15 protein-coding genes are annotated in these 15,695 nt (G+C 64.2%); 5 read left to right on the top strand and 10 right to left on the bottom strand.

All coding sequences use genetic code 11. The features are described 5' to 3' along the window. Positions 1 to 17 precede the first annotated feature (17 nt). Together JC616_RS23655 and JC616_RS23650 are read right to left on the bottom strand one after the other, a co-directional pair. Entirely contained in the window at positions 18 to 632 is a 615-nt protein-coding gene (locus JC616_RS23655; RefSeq protein WP_227105815.1) for a LysE family transporter, read from the bottom strand. 28 nt (positions 633 to 660) lie between these two features. Continuing rightward, positions 661 to 2,736: a methyl-accepting chemotaxis protein gene (locus JC616_RS23650; RefSeq protein ID WP_227105813.1), complete on the bottom strand. Its 2,076-nt coding sequence runs from the start codon at positions 2,734 to 2,736 to the stop codon at positions 661 to 663. A gap of 493 nt (positions 2,737 to 3,229) precedes the next feature. Here JC616_RS23650 and JC616_RS23645 point away from each other — a divergent pair, with 493 nt between their 5' ends. Further along, positions 3,230 to 4,444 (top strand): HD-GYP domain-containing protein, encoded by a 1,215-nt coding sequence (locus JC616_RS23645; protein ID WP_107801266.1) that lies wholly within the window; start codon positions 3,230 to 3,232, stop codon positions 4,442 to 4,444. Positions 4,445 to 4,472: 28 nt separating this feature from the next. Here the strand turns inward: JC616_RS23645 and JC616_RS23640 are convergent, their stop codons facing one another. Continuing rightward, positions 4,473 to 5,198 (bottom strand): 16S rRNA (uracil(1498)-N(3))-methyltransferase, encoded by a 726-nt coding sequence (locus JC616_RS23640; RefSeq protein WP_227105810.1) that lies wholly within the window; start codon positions 5,196 to 5,198, stop codon positions 4,473 to 4,475. Positions 5,199 to 5,294: 96 nt separating this feature from the next. Between JC616_RS23640 and JC616_RS23635 the strand changes: the two genes are divergently transcribed. After that, entirely contained in the window at positions 5,295 to 6,080 is a 786-nt protein-coding gene (locus tag JC616_RS23635; RefSeq protein WP_197081382.1) for an inositol monophosphatase family protein, read from the top strand. A gap of 6 nt (positions 6,081 to 6,086) precedes the next feature. Here JC616_RS23635 and JC616_RS23630 read toward each other — a convergent pair whose 3' ends face one another. The 5 genes from JC616_RS23630 to JC616_RS23610 all read right to left on the bottom strand — a co-directional run bounded on the left by JC616_RS23630 (position 6,087) and on the right by JC616_RS23610 (position 10,923). Then, positions 6,087 to 6,434, bottom strand: a complete 348-nt coding sequence (locus JC616_RS23630; protein ID WP_107801265.1) for a DMT family protein — start codon at positions 6,432 to 6,434, stop codon at positions 6,087 to 6,089. Positions 6,435 to 6,443: 9 nt separating this feature from the next. After that, on the bottom strand, positions 6,444 to 6,635 hold the full coding sequence (locus tag JC616_RS23625; protein ID WP_227105808.1) for a Lar family restriction alleviation protein: 192 nt from the start codon (positions 6,633 to 6,635) through the stop codon (positions 6,444 to 6,446). 72 nt (positions 6,636 to 6,707) lie between these two features. After that, complete coding sequence (locus JC616_RS23620; RefSeq protein ID WP_227105806.1) at positions 6,708 to 8,042, bottom strand: SGNH/GDSL hydrolase family protein; 1,335 nt, start codon at positions 8,040 to 8,042, stop codon at positions 6,708 to 6,710. A gap of 261 nt (positions 8,043 to 8,303) precedes the next feature. Next, the gene (locus JC616_RS23615; protein WP_107801262.1) at positions 8,304 to 9,317 is read right to left on the bottom strand and encodes a class I SAM-dependent rRNA methyltransferase; all 1,014 of its coding nucleotides are present in this window, start codon (positions 9,315 to 9,317) and stop codon (positions 8,304 to 8,306) included. A gap of 247 nt (positions 9,318 to 9,564) precedes the next feature. After that, the gene (locus JC616_RS23610) at positions 9,565 to 10,923 is read right to left on the bottom strand and encodes an SGNH/GDSL hydrolase family protein (protein ID WP_227105804.1); all 1,359 of its coding nucleotides are present in this window, start codon (positions 10,921 to 10,923) and stop codon (positions 9,565 to 9,567) included. A gap of 283 nt (positions 10,924 to 11,206) precedes the next feature. Between JC616_RS23610 and JC616_RS23605 the strand changes: the two genes are divergently transcribed. Together JC616_RS23605 and JC616_RS23600 are read left to right on the top strand one after the other, a co-directional pair. After that, a complete protein-coding gene (locus JC616_RS23605) occupies positions 11,207 to 12,082 on the top strand; it encodes an HD domain-containing phosphohydrolase (protein ID WP_227105802.1) in 876 nt (291 codons plus the stop codon). Between the two features lie 325 nt (positions 12,083 to 12,407). Further along, positions 12,408 to 13,343: an alpha/beta hydrolase gene (locus tag JC616_RS23600; RefSeq protein ID WP_227105800.1), complete on the top strand. Its 936-nt coding sequence runs from the start codon at positions 12,408 to 12,410 to the stop codon at positions 13,341 to 13,343. A 146-nt stretch (positions 13,344 to 13,489) separates the two neighbouring features. Here JC616_RS23600 and JC616_RS23595 read toward each other — a convergent pair whose 3' ends face one another. Beyond that, positions 13,490 to 14,074, bottom strand: a complete 585-nt coding sequence (locus tag JC616_RS23595) for an SIS domain-containing protein (protein WP_107801259.1) — start codon at positions 14,072 to 14,074, stop codon at positions 13,490 to 13,492. A gap of 61 nt (positions 14,075 to 14,135) precedes the next feature. Beyond that, on the bottom strand, positions 14,136 to 14,855 hold the full coding sequence (locus JC616_RS23590) for a S24 family peptidase (protein WP_158274387.1): 720 nt from the start codon (positions 14,853 to 14,855) through the stop codon (positions 14,136 to 14,138). A 329-nt stretch (positions 14,856 to 15,184) separates the two neighbouring features. On the opposite strand from JC616_RS23590, the gene JC616_RS23585 reads away from it, so the two are divergent. Continuing rightward, positions 15,185 to 15,598 carry a Mor transcription activator family protein gene (locus JC616_RS23585; RefSeq protein WP_048415913.1) on the top strand — a complete coding sequence of 138 codons (414 nt, stop codon included), beginning with the start codon at positions 15,185 to 15,187 and terminating at the stop codon, positions 15,596 to 15,598. Positions 15,599 to 15,695 lie beyond the last annotated feature (97 nt).

Genomic DNA, 15,695 nt, shown 5'->3' with positions numbered 1-15,695 from the left:
AGACTATGAACAGATCCTCAGCGCAGCGCGTATTTGATCCCCAGGCCCAGAAAGCAGACGCCTAGCAGGCGGTTGAGCAGCAGGCGGCCGCCGGGGGCGAACGCGCGGCGGCGCAGATGGCCGGCCAGCCACACCAGCAGCGCCAGGTAGAGCATATTGATCAGGCAGAACACCGCGGCCAGCTGTGCGAAGCCGGCCGGGCCGGCGCGGCCGGCGTCCAGGAATTGCGGGAAGAAGGCCATGAAGAACAGGATGGCCTTGGGGTTGGCCAGGGTGATCAATAGCGAGCGGCGGAAGCAGGCGCCGGCGCTGCGTTGATCCGTGGCGGTCACGGCCGAGGCACCGCCGTCGCGGCGGAACAGCAGCTTGGCGCCCAACCAGGCCAGGTACAGCGCGCCGGCGTAGCGCAGCAGCTCGAACCAGCCTGGGTGGGCGGCCAGCAGCGCCGCCACGCCGCCGCCGGCCAGCGCGATCAGGATCAGGTCGCCGGCCAGCAGGCCGGCCTGGGCCGCGTAGCCGGCGCGCAGCCCGCCGCCGCTCAGCGCGCCGAGGATGGACAGGGTGCCGGCGCCCGGCGTCACCACCAGCAGCAGCGAGGCGGCGACAAACGGCCACCAGTCGATTGCCGTCATCAGGATTTTCCTTTCGCGGTCCGGCGGTTCAAGTGCGGAAATCGCCCACCAGCGCCTCCAGCCGCGCCGACAATTCGCGCAGATGGCCGACCGAGGCGGCCACCTGGCGCACCACGTCGCTATTGCTCTGCGCCATGCTGCTGATGCGCTCCACGTTCTGGGCGATCTCCAGGCTGGCGGCGGATTGCTCGCGGGTGGAGGAGGCGATGTCGACGATGCTGCCCACCAGGCCGTGGCTGCGGTCCAGCACGGTCTGCATCGCCTGATTGGCGTCTTCGGCGATGGCCACGCTATTGCCCACCAGCTGGCTGCTCTTTTGCACATCGCTGACCGCGTCGCGGGTTTCCTGGCCGATGGCGTTGACGATGCGGCTGATCTCCACCGTGGCCTCGGCGGTGCGGCCGGCCAGATTGCGCACCTCGTCCGCCACCACGGCGAAGCCGCGGCCCATTTCCCCGGCGCGCGCCGCTTCGATCGCCGCGTTCAGCGCCAAGAGATTGGTCTGGTCCGCGATGTCCTTGATCACGTTGACGATGGTGCTGACCTCGGCCGAACGCGCGCCCAGGCCGTTCACCCGTTCCGCCAGCGCGTGCATATTGTCGGTCATGCGGCGGATTTCGGCGGTGACCTGGTTGACGGTGGCGACGCTCTGCTCGGTCAGGCTGCCGGTTTCCCGCGCGGTGCTCTCCGCCAGTTGGGCGGTGTTGGCGATGTGCTGCACGCTGACGGTGACTTCCTCCACGCCGGCGGCGGTGGCGCTGGCGGCGTCCGATTGCGAGGCGGAGGCGCTTTCCACTTGGCGCGCGGACTCCTGCAGGGACACCGCCGCCGCGGTGACCGCCAGGCTTTGCTCGCGCACTTCCACGAACATGTCGCGCAGGCTGGCGATGAAGCGGTTGAAGGCGTCGGCGGTGCGGCCGATTTCGTCGCGGTTGCGGATCGGGATGCGTATGGTCAGATCGCCCTTGCCGGACGCCAACTGTTCCATGGTGGCGGCCAGATGGTTCAGCGGCCGGGTCAGCGCGCGTACCACGCCGGCCAGCACCAGCAGGATCAGCGCCAGCGCCACCGCGCCGATCAGCACCGCGGTCAGGCTTTGCCTGCGCGCGTCGGCGGTGATGGCGGCGGTGGGAATGCTGACGCCCAGCGTCCAGAACTGGCCGGTATTGGCCACTTTGACCGGGTGGAAGAAGTGGGTGAAGCCGCCGGCCTCGTAGACGAAGTCCTCGCCTTGCTTGATCTTGGCCAGATAGGGCGTCAGCGGGCTGTCCTTGGGCGCGGGTTTGCCCAGCAGGCCGGCTTCCGGGTTCACCACGTAGAGGCCGCCTTCGGACAGCATGCTGACGTAGCCGGTTTCATACAGCCGGATCTGGCCGAATTTTTTTTGCAGATCGTCCAGCGCGATGTCGGTGGCGGACACGCCCAGCATCTTACCAGCGGCGTCCTTGATCACCACGGCCAGCGAGCTTTCCAGGATCTTGCGGTTCTGCACCTCGTAGGGGTAGGGCTCGGTGATGGTGTCGCGGCCGCGTTGCTTGGGCACGTAGTAGAAATCGCCCCAGCCCGGTTTTTCGTAGTCCGGCTGATAGCTTTCCGGATGCTCCTTGAACTTGGGGAACTCCTTGACCCGGTCCGCCGACATCATCACGTCCATCTGCGCCTTGCCCTTGTCGTTCTTGGTGACATAGGGCTGATAGCGGCCGGTGGGGTCGTGGCGCGGCCAGTCCATGCGGAAGCCGTTGTCGTTGCCGTCGAAGGCGTTGGGTTCCCACAGCATCCACAGGCCCACGGATTGCGGCGCGTTGTCCAGCATCTGCTGGATGGTGTTGTCGGTGTGCTTGCGGTCCGGGTGCGCGACGCGCTGTATGCCCTGCACCGCGTCGGCCAGATGGCGCGGCAGGGTGAAGTTGCGGGCGAAGTCGCTTTCCGCGTCCTTGGCGTAGCTGCTGGCCTGTTCCGAGGCCAGCTTGTAGCCCTGGTCCACTGCCGAGCTATAGCTCTGCCAGGCGATCAGGCCGATCATGACGGCGAAGCCGACGGCGATGGCGGCCGCGGCCACCAGAATGATGCGGGTGCTCAGGCGGCCCCATTTCTGCTGTTCCATTCTTCTTTCCCCAATACCTTGCGAAGCTTGTTCTATGGCGGTCTGCCGCGGCCGCGCGCGAGCGGAGGCGAAGCCCGGCGTCTTGCCCTTATTTATAGACATTAAAGCCAGAGCCACGCACCGGTCCATGCCGACGCGCTAAAAGCGGGCCGCGGAGCGGCCGAACGTGGGGAGCGCGCCACAGCGGACGCGGCGGCAATATTTACAGCCGCGTGACAAGCGGCGGCGCGCTGCGTTATCTAGCAGGCTTTGCGCGAGTTTGACGGTGAATTCGCACGTCATGCGAAGCCGCTTGCCTGACCGACGGGCTAATGGAATACCTTGCAAATGCCGATAGTGGAGTTGATGCTGAAAGAAGGCGCGCCCGGGCGGCAAGGGGCGGGCCGGTCCATTTTCGCCGGCGACATCGGCCGGCGGGGTCTGGGTGACAGGATGGCGGAGACGCATGCGCGCGGCCGGCGGCACAGGCGCGCGGCGGGATAAAGAGCACAGAATGATCAAGTGCATAGAAGTGGCCGATCTCAAGGTGGGCATGTACATCCACGATCTGAACTGCGATTGGATGTCGCACCCCTTTTTGCTTAAGCGTTTTTTGATCAAGCACGAGGAAGAGATCCACAAGATCGCCGACTCCGGCATTCACGAGGTGTACATCGATACGCGCAAGGGCTTGGATCTGCCTTCCGCGCCGACCGCCACCGAGGTGAAGAAGCTGCTGGAGGAGCAGATCCGCGAGTTCGGCAGCAGCGAAACCATTTTGGAGCGGCAGGTGGAGGCCGGCGCCGAGTTCGGCCGCGCCCAGCTGATCCACAGCGAAGCCAACCAGATCATCCAGGGCATTCTCAAGGACGTGCGCCTGGGCAAGCAGGTGGAGCTGGAGATGGTGGAGCCCTCGGTGAGCAAGATGACCTCGTCCATCCTGCGCAACGGCGGCGCGCTGCTGTCGCTGTGCCGGATCAAGGACAAGGACAATTACACCTTCCAGCATTCGGTCAGCGTCGGCGCCTTGATGGTCAGCTTCTGCAACGCAATGGGGATGAGCAAGGAGGTGATTCATCACGCCGGCATCGGCGGCATGCTGCACGATATCGGCAAGATGAAGATTCCGGACCGCATTCTCAACAAGCCGGGCAAATTGACCGAGCAGGAGTTCTCGGTGATGAAGTGCCATGTGGTGGAGAGCAAGCAGATCCTGCTGCAAACCACCGGCATTTCCGAAACCGCGGTGCTGGTGGCGGCCCAGCACCATGAGCGCCACGACGGCAGCGGCTATCCGGCCGGGCTCAAGGGCGAGGAGATTTCACAACTGGGGCAGATGGCGGCCATCGTCGACGTCTACGACGCGCTGACCTCGGACCGCTGCTATCACAAGGGCATGGCGCCCACCGACGCCTTGCGCAAGATCTACGAGTGGTCGAAGTTCCACTTCAATCCGCAGCTGGTGCAGGCCTTTATGCGCAGCATAGGCATTTATCCTATCGGTACCCTGGTGCGGCTGGAGAGCGGCCGGCTGGGCGTGGTGGTGGAGCAGAACGAGAGCAATCTGATCTCGCCCAAGGTGAAGGTGTTTTTCAGCACCAAGAGCAATGTCTACATCCCCCCGGAGCTGGTGGACCTGTCGCGCGGCATGGGTTTCGGCGGCGGCGACCGCATCGTCAAACATGAGTCGCCGGACAAGTGGAAGATAGATCCGCTGCGTTTCCTATAGCGGGGCAGAGCGCCCCGCGCCGCTCGGGCTAGCGGTAATCCCCCCACACGGTCTGTATCGCCGCCACCGCGGCCAGCGCCGCGGTTTCGGTGCGCAGGATGCGCGGACCCAGTTTCAGCGGCGTCCAGCCGGCGCTTAGCGCCGCGGCTTCTTCGCGCGCGGAGTAACCGCCTTCCGGGCCGGCCATCAGCCAGGCGCGCGCCGGCGCGGCGGCGATGTCGGCCAGGCGCCGGGTGCCGGCCGGAGACAGAATCAGCCGCGCGTCGGCGTCCGGAGCCTGTTTCAGCCATTGCTCCAGCGACAGGATGGGCAATACTTGAGGAATGGCGTTGCGGCCGCTTTGTTCGCAGGCGGAAATCACGATCTCCTGCCAGCGGGCCACGCGCTTGTCGGCGCGCTCGCCGGACAACTTGACGATGGAGCGCTCCGCGGCGATGGGCTGGAACGCGGATATGCCCATTTCCACGCCTTTTTGCAGGGTGAACTCCATTTTGTCGCCGCCGGAAATGGCTTGGGCCAGGCCCAGCCAGATCGGCGTTTCACGTGAAACGTCGTCGAAGCCTTCGATGAGGCAATGCGCGTCGCGCTTCATCACCGCGTCCAGCGTGGCGGCGTACTCGCCGCCGCGGCCGTTGAACAAGGTGACGGCGTCGCCGGCGCCTAGCCGCAACACCTGGACATGGCGCACCACGGTGTCCGGCAGGGCCAGCGTTTGGCCGACGCTGAGGTCGGCGTCAATGTAAAACCTGGGCATGACGTATTGAAAGTCGCTGTTGATACCGGTATTTTGCTTTGTTTGCTGCGATTGCAGCAAATAGATTGCAGCGGCCTTGGGGGAAAACGAATGCAGGTGCTGGAACAGGTGATGCAGGTGCTCAGGGAAGTGGCGCGCGACGAGGTGATGCCGCGCTTTTTGCGAGTGGGCAAAAGCCGCAAGGACGACGGCACGCTGTTCACCGAGGCCGATATGGCTTGCCAGCAGGCTTTGCAGGCCGCCTTGCCCCGCATCCTGCCGCACCCGGTGTTGGGCGAGGAGATGGAATTGGCCGAGCAGGACCGGCTGTGGGCGGAAAATCAGGACGGTTTGTGGGTGGTGGACCCGATAGACGGCACCACCAACTTCGTCAACGGCCTGCCGTATTTCGCCATCTCAGTCGGCCTGATGGTGGGCGGCAAGAGCCGGCTGGGCGTGATCTACAACCCCGTGTCCCAGGAAATGTTCTACGCCAGCCGCGGCGAGGGCGCTTATCTGAACGGTCAGCGCCTGCCGCTGAAAACCGTGGTCAACACCATGTGCGACGCCATCGCCAGCGTGGAGGTCAAATACCTGCGCTCCGGCAAGCTGGCCGCGCGCATCGGCAGCACCTGCCCCTGCGGCAGCCTGCGCAATCTGGGTTCCAGCACGCTGGATTGGTGTTATCTGGCGGCCGGCCGCTACGATCTTTATCTTCATGGCGGTCAGCGGCTGTGGGATTACGCCGCCGGCGCGGTGATCCTGGAAGAGGCCGGCGGCCAGATCGCCAGCCTCAACAGCGACGATTACTGGAGCGATGTGATCTGGAAGCGTTCCGCCATCGCCGCGCTCAATCCGGAGTTGTTCTCCCAATGGCATCGCTGGGTGCGCGCCAACCAGTAGCCGGCTTCAGCCGCGGAACATGAAGTAGACCGCGCCCACCAGACACAGCCCGGCCCAGACATAGTCCCAGCGGAAGGGCTGGTTCATGTAGAACACCGCGAACGGTATGAATACCGACAGCGATATCACTTCCTGAATGATCTTCAGCTGCGACAGCGTCATCGCGCCGTAGCCGACGCGGTTGGCCGGCACCTGCAGCAAATACTCGAACAAGGCGATGCCCCAGCTGGCCAGCGCGGCCAGCCACCAGGGCTTGGAAGACATGTCCTTCAGGTGGGCGTACCAGGCGAAGGTCATGAACACATTGGACAACACCAGCAGCAGCGGCGTCAGCAGATAGGGCGAGAGATTCATGGTGCGCGCTCAGCGGCCGGCGTTCCAGTTGGCGACGGCTTCTTTCTTGTTGTCGGCCTGGGCGCCGATGGCGCTGCAATTGCCGTTGTCCGGATAGCGGCTGCATTGCACCCAGAAGCGGCGGGAGCCGGCCTTGACCAGCAAGGCGGGCGCGCCGCATTTGGGGCAGGGTCTGAGGACGGTTTGCGGTGTCTGGCTCATGGCGGAAAGTCCGGCTGAAACCGGCATCTTACCCCAAGCCGCCGCGTGATGGCGGCGGCTTGGGGTCAGCGCTTAGCGGCGCGCCTTCAGCGCCGCAGCGGCGGAGACCGCCGGATCCGCGGCCTTGACGAAGTTGGCGACATAGCCGCCCAGCAACTTATGCGTGTGGGTGGTGGGGTGCAGCACGTCCCAGAACACGAAGGCGTCCGGATTGCCGCATTCCGCGCGCGGCTTCTGCTCCCAGATATAGGGCAGGCTGGCGTTGCCGGCAATGTCCAGGCAGGACTGGGTGGCGTTGCTGACCTGGTACTTGGCCGGATGGTCGAGCAGGTCGTCGAACAAGGTGTTGCTGTCGAACAGATTCAGCTTCAGCGTGTTGCCGTACTTCTGCTGCAATTGCGTGATTAGCAGCGCCAGCTTGGCGTTGTAGTCGCGCACTTGCGGCGCCAGCGCGGCGGCCTTGCCGCTGGCCTGGGCCGCCGGGGTGCGGGCCAGGTTGGGCAGGTTAAGCACCACGATGTGACGCGCGCCGGCGGTGATGATGCGTTCCAGCGCCTTGCCCTGATCGCTTATCACCTGGTCCACGGTGCGACCGTAGTTGAGCAAGTCGTTGCCGCCTATCAGCATGGTGAACAGGGTGTTTTCCGGCCGGTAATTGGCGGCTTTCTGCATGTATTGCGACCATGATTCCACCTGCTGCAGCAAGCCCGGCACCACCAGGTGCTGATCGCCGGCGGAGCCGCCTATCGCCCAGTTGTAGATCGGCAGCTTCAGCTGTTCGGCCAGATATTCCACCCAGACCCGGTCGTTGCTGAAGCGGCCGATGAACCAGCTCTTGGCGTTGGGCAGCCGCCATTGCGAGGCGCCGTACATGTTCTGAGTGTCGGACAGGCTGTCGCCGAACACGATCAGCTTGTTGACGCCGGCCGGCTGGCTGGCGCTGTCCTGGCTCCAGATAGTGTGGTTGTAGGACATCTGGTTGTTGGCGGCGGCGTACAGCGCCACCGGGCGGCTGAGGCCCTTGGCCGCGAGCGTCTTCTGGCAGACGGCGGCCAGGGTGTCCTGGGCCACGTCGCTGTAGAACATATTCTTCAGCGCGACGATGCTGCCGGACCACCAGTAGCCGTTGACGCGGTAGTAATCGCCGCTGCTGGGGTCCAGCGCCCAGTGGTAATTGGTTTGCGGCTTGCCGGGGCTCATGTCCAGCCGGTAATAGCAGCGCAGATAGGTGTAGGTGGCGGCTCCCATCGCCACGGCCGGTTTGGCCGCCGCGGCCTTGACCTGGGCTTCGCTGAGCGGGCCGCCCGGGGACAGATAGTCCAGTTGCGGGTCCAGCTGGGCGTGAACCTGGCTGGCGGCGAACAGGCCGGCCGCGGCCAGCAGGCCGCGTAGCAGTTGAGGTTTCATAGAGACTTTCCCGATACGTGATTTGAGTCAAGCTGTCTGTTGTATGCCGTCTAGCGCGGCTGTAGCGGCGTGATGCCGTACCGGGATCTTTAAGTATTTACAGGTGAAAATAAACGGTAATTTTAAATCATCAGTAAAAATGCCATATGGTTCAAACGGTGTGGTTTTTCATGCAAAAACGCCCGCGCAAGGCGGGCGTTTAGCCAGATTGGATCTGGTCGCGGCAACTGGGGCGTAGCCTCAAGCCGTCAAGAGCACAGATCAGACGCTGAGCGCGACAATCTTCAAGGGATGTTTGCCGTCCGGGCTGGGGAAGTCCGCGTCCGGGCTTATCCATTCCGCCGCGCGCACTTCGCGGCCGGCCTTGGCCGCGCTGCGCTGGAGCGCTTCCAGCCAGGCGTCGCCGTCCACTTGCGCGACGTTGTTGCAGCAGATCAGCGTGCCGCCGGGCGCGGTGGCCAGCAGCGCCGGCTTGAACAGCGCCTGGTAGTCGTTGATCAGGTCCACCACGCCGAAGGGGCTCTTGGAGTAGCGCGGCGGGTCCAGGAACACCAGGTCGAACTGGCGCGCTTCCAGTTTGGGGAAGGGCGGCATTTTCTTGCCGCGCACGCGTTCCGGCTGGCCGATGCCGGACAGCTGGCGGAGGGCGGCGAACACATCGCTCTGCACGCAGCGCGGGCGGGTGGCCAGCAGATTGAGCTTGGCGTTGGCGCGGCCGATGCTGAGGCTGGATTCGGCGAAGTCGACGTTCATCACGAAGCTGGCGCCGGCCTTGGCCGCGGCCACGCCGACGCCGCAAGTGTAGGCGAACAGATTGAGCACGCTCTTGCCGGCCGCCAGCTGCATCACATGGCGGCGCGCGGCGCGCAGGTCCAGGAACAGCCACGGGTCCTGGCCCTTGTGGCGCGCGCGGTAGTGGTAGTTGACGCCCAGCTCGCGAATGGTGTGGTCGGCTTCGGCCTCGGCCTGCTGTTCCAGGCTCAGCGCGTTGCCGATGCGCGAATTGCCGGCGCTGCGGTCGTTGTACATCAGCGGCAGGCCGGGGTGGCTGGCCTGGTAATGGGCGCGGATCTCCGCCAGCTCGTCATCGCTCAGCGGCTGGTGAAAGCTTTGCGCCAGCAGCTGCTCGCCGTAGCGGTCCACGGTCAGGCCGGGCATGCCTTCCACGCTGCCGTGAAACAGGCGGTAACAATTGGTGTCTTCGGCTTGCAGCCGGGCGATCAGTTCTGCGCGCGCCGCTTCGGCGCTGTGCAGCAATGGGGTCAGGGAGGACATCGGGGGCCTTCGCTTGCGGTTCCGGGCCGGCTCGCTGCGCGGAGGCGGGCGCGCCGGAAAATCCTTCATTGTATGCTTTGCCGCAGCCGCGCTCAAATGCGCGTCGGGAAAACCCTTTGCAAAACAATAGGCCAGGGGCGGGCCAAGCGCATCCGCGTGTCGCCCAAAGGCCCGGCAAAGCCGGGCCTCGTCCTCTCCGCGCGGGCTCAGGCCGCCTGCGGCGGCCTGTTGGAGAACGCGCGGCGGCTCAGCGGCGGGCCAGGGCGGCGGAGCCGTTCAGGAAGGCGTACACCTCGTCCGCCAGCACTTTATGCGTGCGGGTGGTGGGGTGCAGGGTGTCCCAGAACACGAAGCTGTCAGGATTGACGCAGTTGGCGCGCGGGCTCTGCGAACTCAGATAGTTGGTGCTGGAGTCCGCGTTGATGTTGAGGCAGGACTGGGTGGTGTTGTTGAACTGGTAGGCGGAGGGGTTGTTCAGCACCTTGTTGAACAGCGCGTAGCTGTCGAACACGCGCAGATTCAGGCCGCTGCCGTACTTGAGGCGCAGCTGGTCGGCCAGGGCGTTCAGACGCTGGTTGTAGTCGCGCACCTGGACGGCCACCTGGGCCGCGCCGGATTTGAACTGGAACACCGGCGCCCGCGACACGTCGGGCAGATTGAGCACCAGGATGTTGCGCGCGCCGGCGTCGATCAGGCTGGTCAGCGCCTGGCTCTGGCCGCTGATCACCTTGTCCACCGAGTTGTTGTAGTTCACGAAATCGTTGCCGCCGATCAGCATGGTGAACAAGGTGGTGGCCGGATCGTAGTCGCGGGCCTGCTTCATGTAATCCTTCCATGACTGCACCTGCTGCTGCACGCCGGGAATCACCAGTTTTTGCGTGTCCACGCCGGCGCCGCCTATCGCCCAGTTGTACACCGGCAGCTGCAGGCGGCCGGCCAGGTATTCCACCCACACCTGGCCATTGCTGAAGTGGCCTAGGAACCAGCTGTTGCGGTTGGGCAGCGTCCACATCGAGGCGTTGTAGACGTTCTGGTTGTCGGACAGGCTGTCGCCGAAGGCGACGATCTTGTTGACGGCGGCGCCCTGGCCGGCCTTGCCGTTGGTCCACACGGTGTAGTTGAAGGACAGCTGGTTGTCGGCGGCGAACACCATCGCCGGGTTCTGCTGAATGCCTTTTTTCTGCAAGGTGTTGCGGCAGACCGATTGCAGCGTGCTCTGCGCCACGTCGGTGTAATACATGTTTTTCCAGTCCAGCGCGCTGCTGGACCACCAGTAGCCGTTCAAGCGGTAGTAATCGCCGCTGCTGGGGTCCAGCCCCCACACGTAGTCGGTGGTGGGCTTGGCGGCGTCGCTGCCGGTGCGGTAATAGCAGCGCAAATAGGTGTAGGTGGCCGGGCCGGGCACCGACATCAGCTCGATATTGGCGTCGCCGCGCGCGGCGCGGCTCATCGGCGCCGGCGGAGCCGTCTTCAGCAGCTGTTCGCGGCTGAGCGGGCCGGACGAGGACAGCACATGGCTGTAGCGCGGATCGGGTTGAATCGGTTCGGCGGCGGCGGCATGGGCCAAGGGGCCCAGGGCAAGGCCCAGCAATAGCAGCGATTTCATTGTTGTCTCCTCGTGTGGAACGCCGTCAGGCGACGGCGAAAACGCATGGACCGGCGCCGCGGGCGGCGCGCAATCCGCGTGCCGCCTAGGCTAGCCAAGAAAAATGAAAATTTCATGCAAATGGAATGATTGCTCTATTTCCGGGCGTTTGACTGTCGTATTGCTGCCAGCGCAGCAAAGCCGCATTGATATGCCATATTGAAATCATTCGGCCTGAGTCGCCGCCGGAGCGCTTGCAGATATCGCTCTCGCGGCCGGGCCTCATCGGCATGCGGGGATAGAGATGCGACAAGCGCGGGAGCTGCTGAAAACGCTGTATACGATGGCGATGATGGTGGAGGCGCGAGACGCTTACACCGGTGGGCATTTATGGCGGGTGTCGCGGCTGTGCTACGCCTTGGCCGATCATCTGGGCCTGCCGCAGTCCGAGGTGGAACGCATCGCGCTGGGCGGCTTCCTGCACGATCTGGGCAAGGTGGGCGTGCCGGACGCGGTGCTGAACAAGCCGGACAAGCTCAGCGACGCCGAATACGAGGTGATCAAGACCCATCCGCAGGTGGGCGCGGATTTGTTGAGCGATCATCCCTTGGCGGAACTGGCGCTGGACGCGGTGCTGCGCCACCACGAAACGCCGGACGGCCGCGGCTATCCGCAGGGGCTGAGGGACAAGGAGATACCGCTGGCGGCGCGCATCGTCGGCATCGCGGACGCCTTCGACGCGATGACCAGCACCCGGCCGTACCGGCAGGGCATGCCCAAGGAGCGCGCCTTGGCCATCATCCGGGAGAATCTGGGCAGCCAGTTCGACCGCGAACTGGGCGAGCGCTTCATCCAGCTGGGCGAGGCCGGCCGTTTCGATCACATCATCGGCCACAGCGAACCGGGCATTCCCTTGCAAAGCTGCCAGGGCTGCGGCCCCATCATCGCCGTGCCGCGCGGCATGGCCGACGGCGAGGAAATTTTCTGTCCCAGCTGCGCCGGCGGCTATAGGCTGACGCGGCGCGGGCCGAACCTGGAGCTGGCGCCGTCCGGCCGTTCCAATCCGGCGCAGGCGCGGCAACCGCGCGCCGACCCGGGGCTGATAGACGATTTGCTCTTGGGCGCCGAGCAGTTGTTGCAAACGCGCAAACCCAGCCTGCTGGAACGGCTGTTTGGCTGAGCGCCTAAGAGAGCCTGTTCAAAATCTCGCGAGCAAGGGCGAGACCAGGCGAAAACAGCCGAGGAAGCGGAATGTGCTCGTGCTGCATGAGCATTTCGAAGGTGCACACACCGTGTAACGCGTCCACGACGCGCAGCAGGCTTTGAACAGGTTCTAAGGGGGCGGGCATGCCAGGCGCGCGCGGCGGGCTTGCGCTGTAATACCAATGGTATAAGCTGGCTAAATCCGTAGACGGAATAGCCTGCCAGCGCGTTTCGCGTCCGGCTTCCCCTCTTCCCGCTTGCGCCCGCGCGCCGTCCATCACGCTGGGCCGATAGGAGCTCGCATGCATCAGCTCGATCCCGCTCTGGCCGTCTGGCTGGAGGAATACAACCGCGAACTGGCCGAACTGGTGGCCAAAGGCTATAAGGCGACGTCGATCGGCGCGCGCGAAGCGCTGGCCAATCTGACCCGGCAGATGGTGACGCCGGGGCCGGACATCGCCTGGGTCAACGACGATCTGGTGCCGGGCCGCGATTTCACCGTGCCGGTGCGCATCTACCACCCGGACCCAAAGCGCGCGCTGCCGGTGCTGGCGTTTTTCCACGGCGGCGGACACATGGTGGGCAGCGTCAGCGTTTACGACCCGATCTGCCGCCGCCTGGCCGCCGCCAGCCAGCACGTGGTGGTGGCCGCCGACTACCGGCTTGCGCCGGAAAGCCCGTATCCGGCGGGCCTGCAGGACGCCGCCGTCGTGGCCAAGGGCTTGTGGCAGGCGCTGGACGCGCGCCAGCTGCCCTATGTGCGTCAGCTGTCGCTGGCCGGAGATTCCGCCGGCGGCGCGCTGACCTCCAGCCTCAGCGGCCTGGGCCAGTACGACGCCTCCTTGCGGATCAAGCGTCAGGTGCTGATCTATCCCAGCGTCGACTACACTTTGAGCCAGCCCTCGGTGGACGAGAACGGCGAGGGCTATTTGCTGACCAAGGCGCGGGTGGCCTGGTATTTCGACAATTACTTCCAGCATGCCGAAAACCGGCTGCAGGCTTCGCCGCTGCATGGCGGCTTCAGCCGCAAACTGCCGCAGACCCTGCTGGTGTCGGCCGGTTTCGATCCGCTGCGCGACGAGGCGTTTCTTTACGCGGACAAGCTGCGCGCGGCGGAGGTGGAGGCGGAGCACATGCACCTGGACGGCATGGTGCACGCCTTTCTCAATCTGGAGGCCATCGTGCCCGAGGCATGCCGCGCGGTGTATCAGCGCATCGGCGCCTTCCTCAACCGCTAGCGCCGCGCAGCCGGAAAGCAAAACCGCCGCCGGGTTGACCGGGCGGCGGTTTTTTACGCGGCGCCGTCATGCCGTTGTACTGACAGGCGTCGCATAGGGCGCGGCGCGCGTCTTCAGCACAATGGCAAGCGTGACGAAAGGGAAACTCAATAGTTTTCCGGGCAGAAGTGGCGTTCCACCAATTCAATCAGGATGTGCAGCACCTTGATGTGCAGTTCCTGCACCCGGTCCGCGAACTGACCGCCCGGCGTGTTGACGTAGACATCGGCCAGTGGCTCCAGCCGCGTGCCGGCGCGGCCGGTGAGGATGATGACTTTGACGCCCATGTCGCGGGCCACCTCTGCGGCGTTGACGATGGTCTGGCTGTTGCCGCTGGTGCTGATGCCGATCAGCACGTCGCCGGCGCGGGCATGGCTTTCCAGATAGCGCGAAAACACGAACTCGTAGCCGTAGTCGTTGGCCACGCAAGTCATGTGGCTGGGGTCGGAAATGGCGACCGCGGCCATGCCGCGGCGGTTCTTGCGATAGCGGCCGGTCAGTTCCTCGGCGAAATGCATGGCGTCGCACATCGAACCGCCGTTGCCGCAGGAAAAGACGCGTCCGCCGGCCGTCAGGCTGGCGATCAGGGTTTGCGCCGCCGCGTCGATGCTGGCCAGCGCTTCCGGGTTGGCCAGCAGATTGGCCAAGGCGGTTTGCGCCTCGCTCAGGCTGGCTTCGATGTGTTGAATCATGGTGGTGTCTCGTTTCATGCGGTGCGGCAAAACAGCAGTTTACACCCGCGTCGGGTCCGGGTCAGCCGATCTGGCGGCCAAACCAGACCACGCGGCCGATGACCTCGAACTCGCCGGTATTGCGTTGCAGGTCCACGGTGAAGGTCTCGTACAAGGGATTGGCGCTGCGCACCTGCACCGCGCCGCCGGGCAAACGCTGCAACTGCTTGACGAAGATGTCCTCGCCCATGCGGATCACGTACAGGCCCTCGCCGGGGGAGTGCTCGGCGGTGTTGACCAGGATGGTGTCGCGATCCTCCAGCACGCCGCTCATGCTGTCGCCCTTGACGCTGATCACCGCCAAGTCCCGGGCGGAGGCGTTCAGATGGTTCTTGATCCAGTATTTGCGGAAGGCCATATAGAACATCGGCGCCTCTTCGCTGGCATTGGAACCAAAGCCGGCCGAAGCCTTCAGGTTATAGCGCGGGATGAAACAGAACTCATCATGGACGTTGTCGGGTACAAAACAGTCCGAATCGCGTTCTAGTCTAATCGAGGCGCCTACCGGCGGCGCCGCGTCGTACTGCGGGCCGCTGCCGTGCAATAGCCATTCCAGCCTGCAACCGCTGGCCTCCGCGATCTTGCTGGCGGTGGCCGCGCGCGGCACGCCGCCGTGATACCACATATTGGTGAACGAGCCTTTGTTGATTCCAATGCGAGTGGCCCAGGCGTAGGGCTTCTCCGCGCCTATCAACGACTCCAGCCGCTGCTTGAAGTCACTCTGTTCCAAGTTTTTTTCCATATAGAACTCCATTTGGCGTGCGAGGCCGGCGCCACGGCCCGGTCAAATGCCCTGTACAAAAGGACAGGTAGTGACATCGTACTAATTGATCAGTTTTATGTTTTGAACTAAAATAGCACTCATACGCCTGGGTAAAGTTCAAAACAGATATGCCCCCAGCCATCCCCCCGTAGAATAAGATGCCACCGAGGCCGATTTCAATAGAATTCATGGGCTTGCCAGCGTTTAGAACACGAGTTCTAAATGCGAACGGCGTACATGGCCTTGATTAATTATAACTTATTTAGAACTTATCGTCTTTGTTCCGTGCTCACTAGGAGATTTCCGCGATGACCGTAGCCAATATTGCCCCGGCCCTGCCCGAAACCATGCGCCTGGTGGCTGAGCTGATCGGGCTGCCGCGCACCTTGCAACTGGTGCAGGCGCTGGGCGGCACCACCTTGCCCATCTCCAAAAACCAAAGCAAGGCGGGCCAGCTGCGCTTCGCCGCGTTAGTGGAGGTGATAGGGGAGGACGCCGCCGCCAGTCTGACCCATCATTTTGGCGGCGACATCCTGTACGTGCCGCGTTGCAGCCAAGCCTTGCGTCTGGCGCGCAATCAGCAGCTGTTGAGCGACTTCGATCAGCTGCTGGACCAAGGCCTGGGCGCCAACGAGGCGGTCAGCGTGCTGGCCATCCGCTTCCAACTGAGCGACCGCATGGTGTGGCGCGTGCTGAAAACGCCCAGTCAAGATCTGCATTAAGGCTGTACTCCGCTTCTCCTCTCTTCCGATTTCTCCTGTTTGTTTTCAGCCGGCTCCGCCTCTGCCTGGCAGGGCAGCGCGCGCGCCGCGCAAGGCG

Origin of the sequence: Chromobacterium rhizoryzae (assembly GCF_020544465.1) — a bacterium.
Lineage (GTDB): Bacteria > Pseudomonadota > Gammaproteobacteria > Burkholderiales > Chromobacteriaceae > Chromobacterium.
The sequence above is the reverse complement of the archived record's forward strand: the minus strand, read 5'-3'. Positions and strand labels throughout refer to the sequence as shown.

What these genes read in the sequence shown, in the direction of transcription:
- JC616_RS23630 (WP_107801265.1), bottom strand. Translation starts at nt 6,434, where the DNA reads ATGAATCTCTCGCCCTATCTGCTGACGCCGCTGCTGCTGGTGTTGTCC.
- JC616_RS23590 (WP_158274387.1), bottom strand. Translation starts at nt 14,855, where the DNA reads ATGGAAAAAAACTTGGAACAGAGTGACTTCAAGCAGCGGCTGGAGTCG.
- JC616_RS23645 (WP_107801266.1), top strand. Translation starts at nt 3,230, where the DNA reads ATGATCAAGTGCATAGAAGTGGCCGATCTCAAGGTGGGCATGTACATC.
- JC616_RS23595 (WP_107801259.1), bottom strand. Translation starts at nt 14,074, where the DNA reads ATGATTCAACACATCGAAGCCAGCCTGAGCGAGGCGCAAACCGCCTTG.
- JC616_RS23615 (WP_107801262.1), bottom strand. Translation starts at nt 9,317, where the DNA reads ATGTCCTCCCTGACCCCATTGCTGCACAGCGCCGAAGCGGCGCGCGCA.
- JC616_RS23600 (WP_227105800.1), top strand. Translation starts at nt 12,408, where the DNA reads ATGCATCAGCTCGATCCCGCTCTGGCCGTCTGGCTGGAGGAATACAAC.
- JC616_RS23610 (WP_227105804.1), bottom strand. Translation starts at nt 10,923, where the DNA reads ATGAAATCGCTGCTATTGCTGGGCCTTGCCCTGGGCCCCTTGGCCCAT.
- JC616_RS23585 (WP_048415913.1), top strand. Translation starts at nt 15,185, where the DNA reads ATGACCGTAGCCAATATTGCCCCGGCCCTGCCCGAAACCATGCGCCTG.
- JC616_RS23650 (WP_227105813.1), bottom strand. Translation starts at nt 2,736, where the DNA reads ATGGAACAGCAGAAATGGGGCCGCCTGAGCACCCGCATCATTCTGGTG.
- JC616_RS23605 (WP_227105802.1), top strand. Translation starts at nt 11,207, where the DNA reads ATGCGACAAGCGCGGGAGCTGCTGAAAACGCTGTATACGATGGCGATG.
- JC616_RS23640 (WP_227105810.1), bottom strand. Translation starts at nt 5,198, where the DNA reads ATGCCCAGGTTTTACATTGACGCCGACCTCAGCGTCGGCCAAACGCTG.
- JC616_RS23620 (WP_227105806.1), bottom strand. Translation starts at nt 8,042, where the DNA reads ATGAAACCTCAACTGCTACGCGGCCTGCTGGCCGCGGCCGGCCTGTTC.
- JC616_RS23655 (WP_227105815.1), bottom strand. Translation starts at nt 632, where the DNA reads ATGACGGCAATCGACTGGTGGCCGTTTGTCGCCGCCTCGCTGCTGCTG.
- JC616_RS23625 (WP_227105808.1), bottom strand. Translation starts at nt 6,635, where the DNA reads ATGAGCCAGACACCGCAAACCGTCCTCAGACCCTGCCCCAAATGCGGC.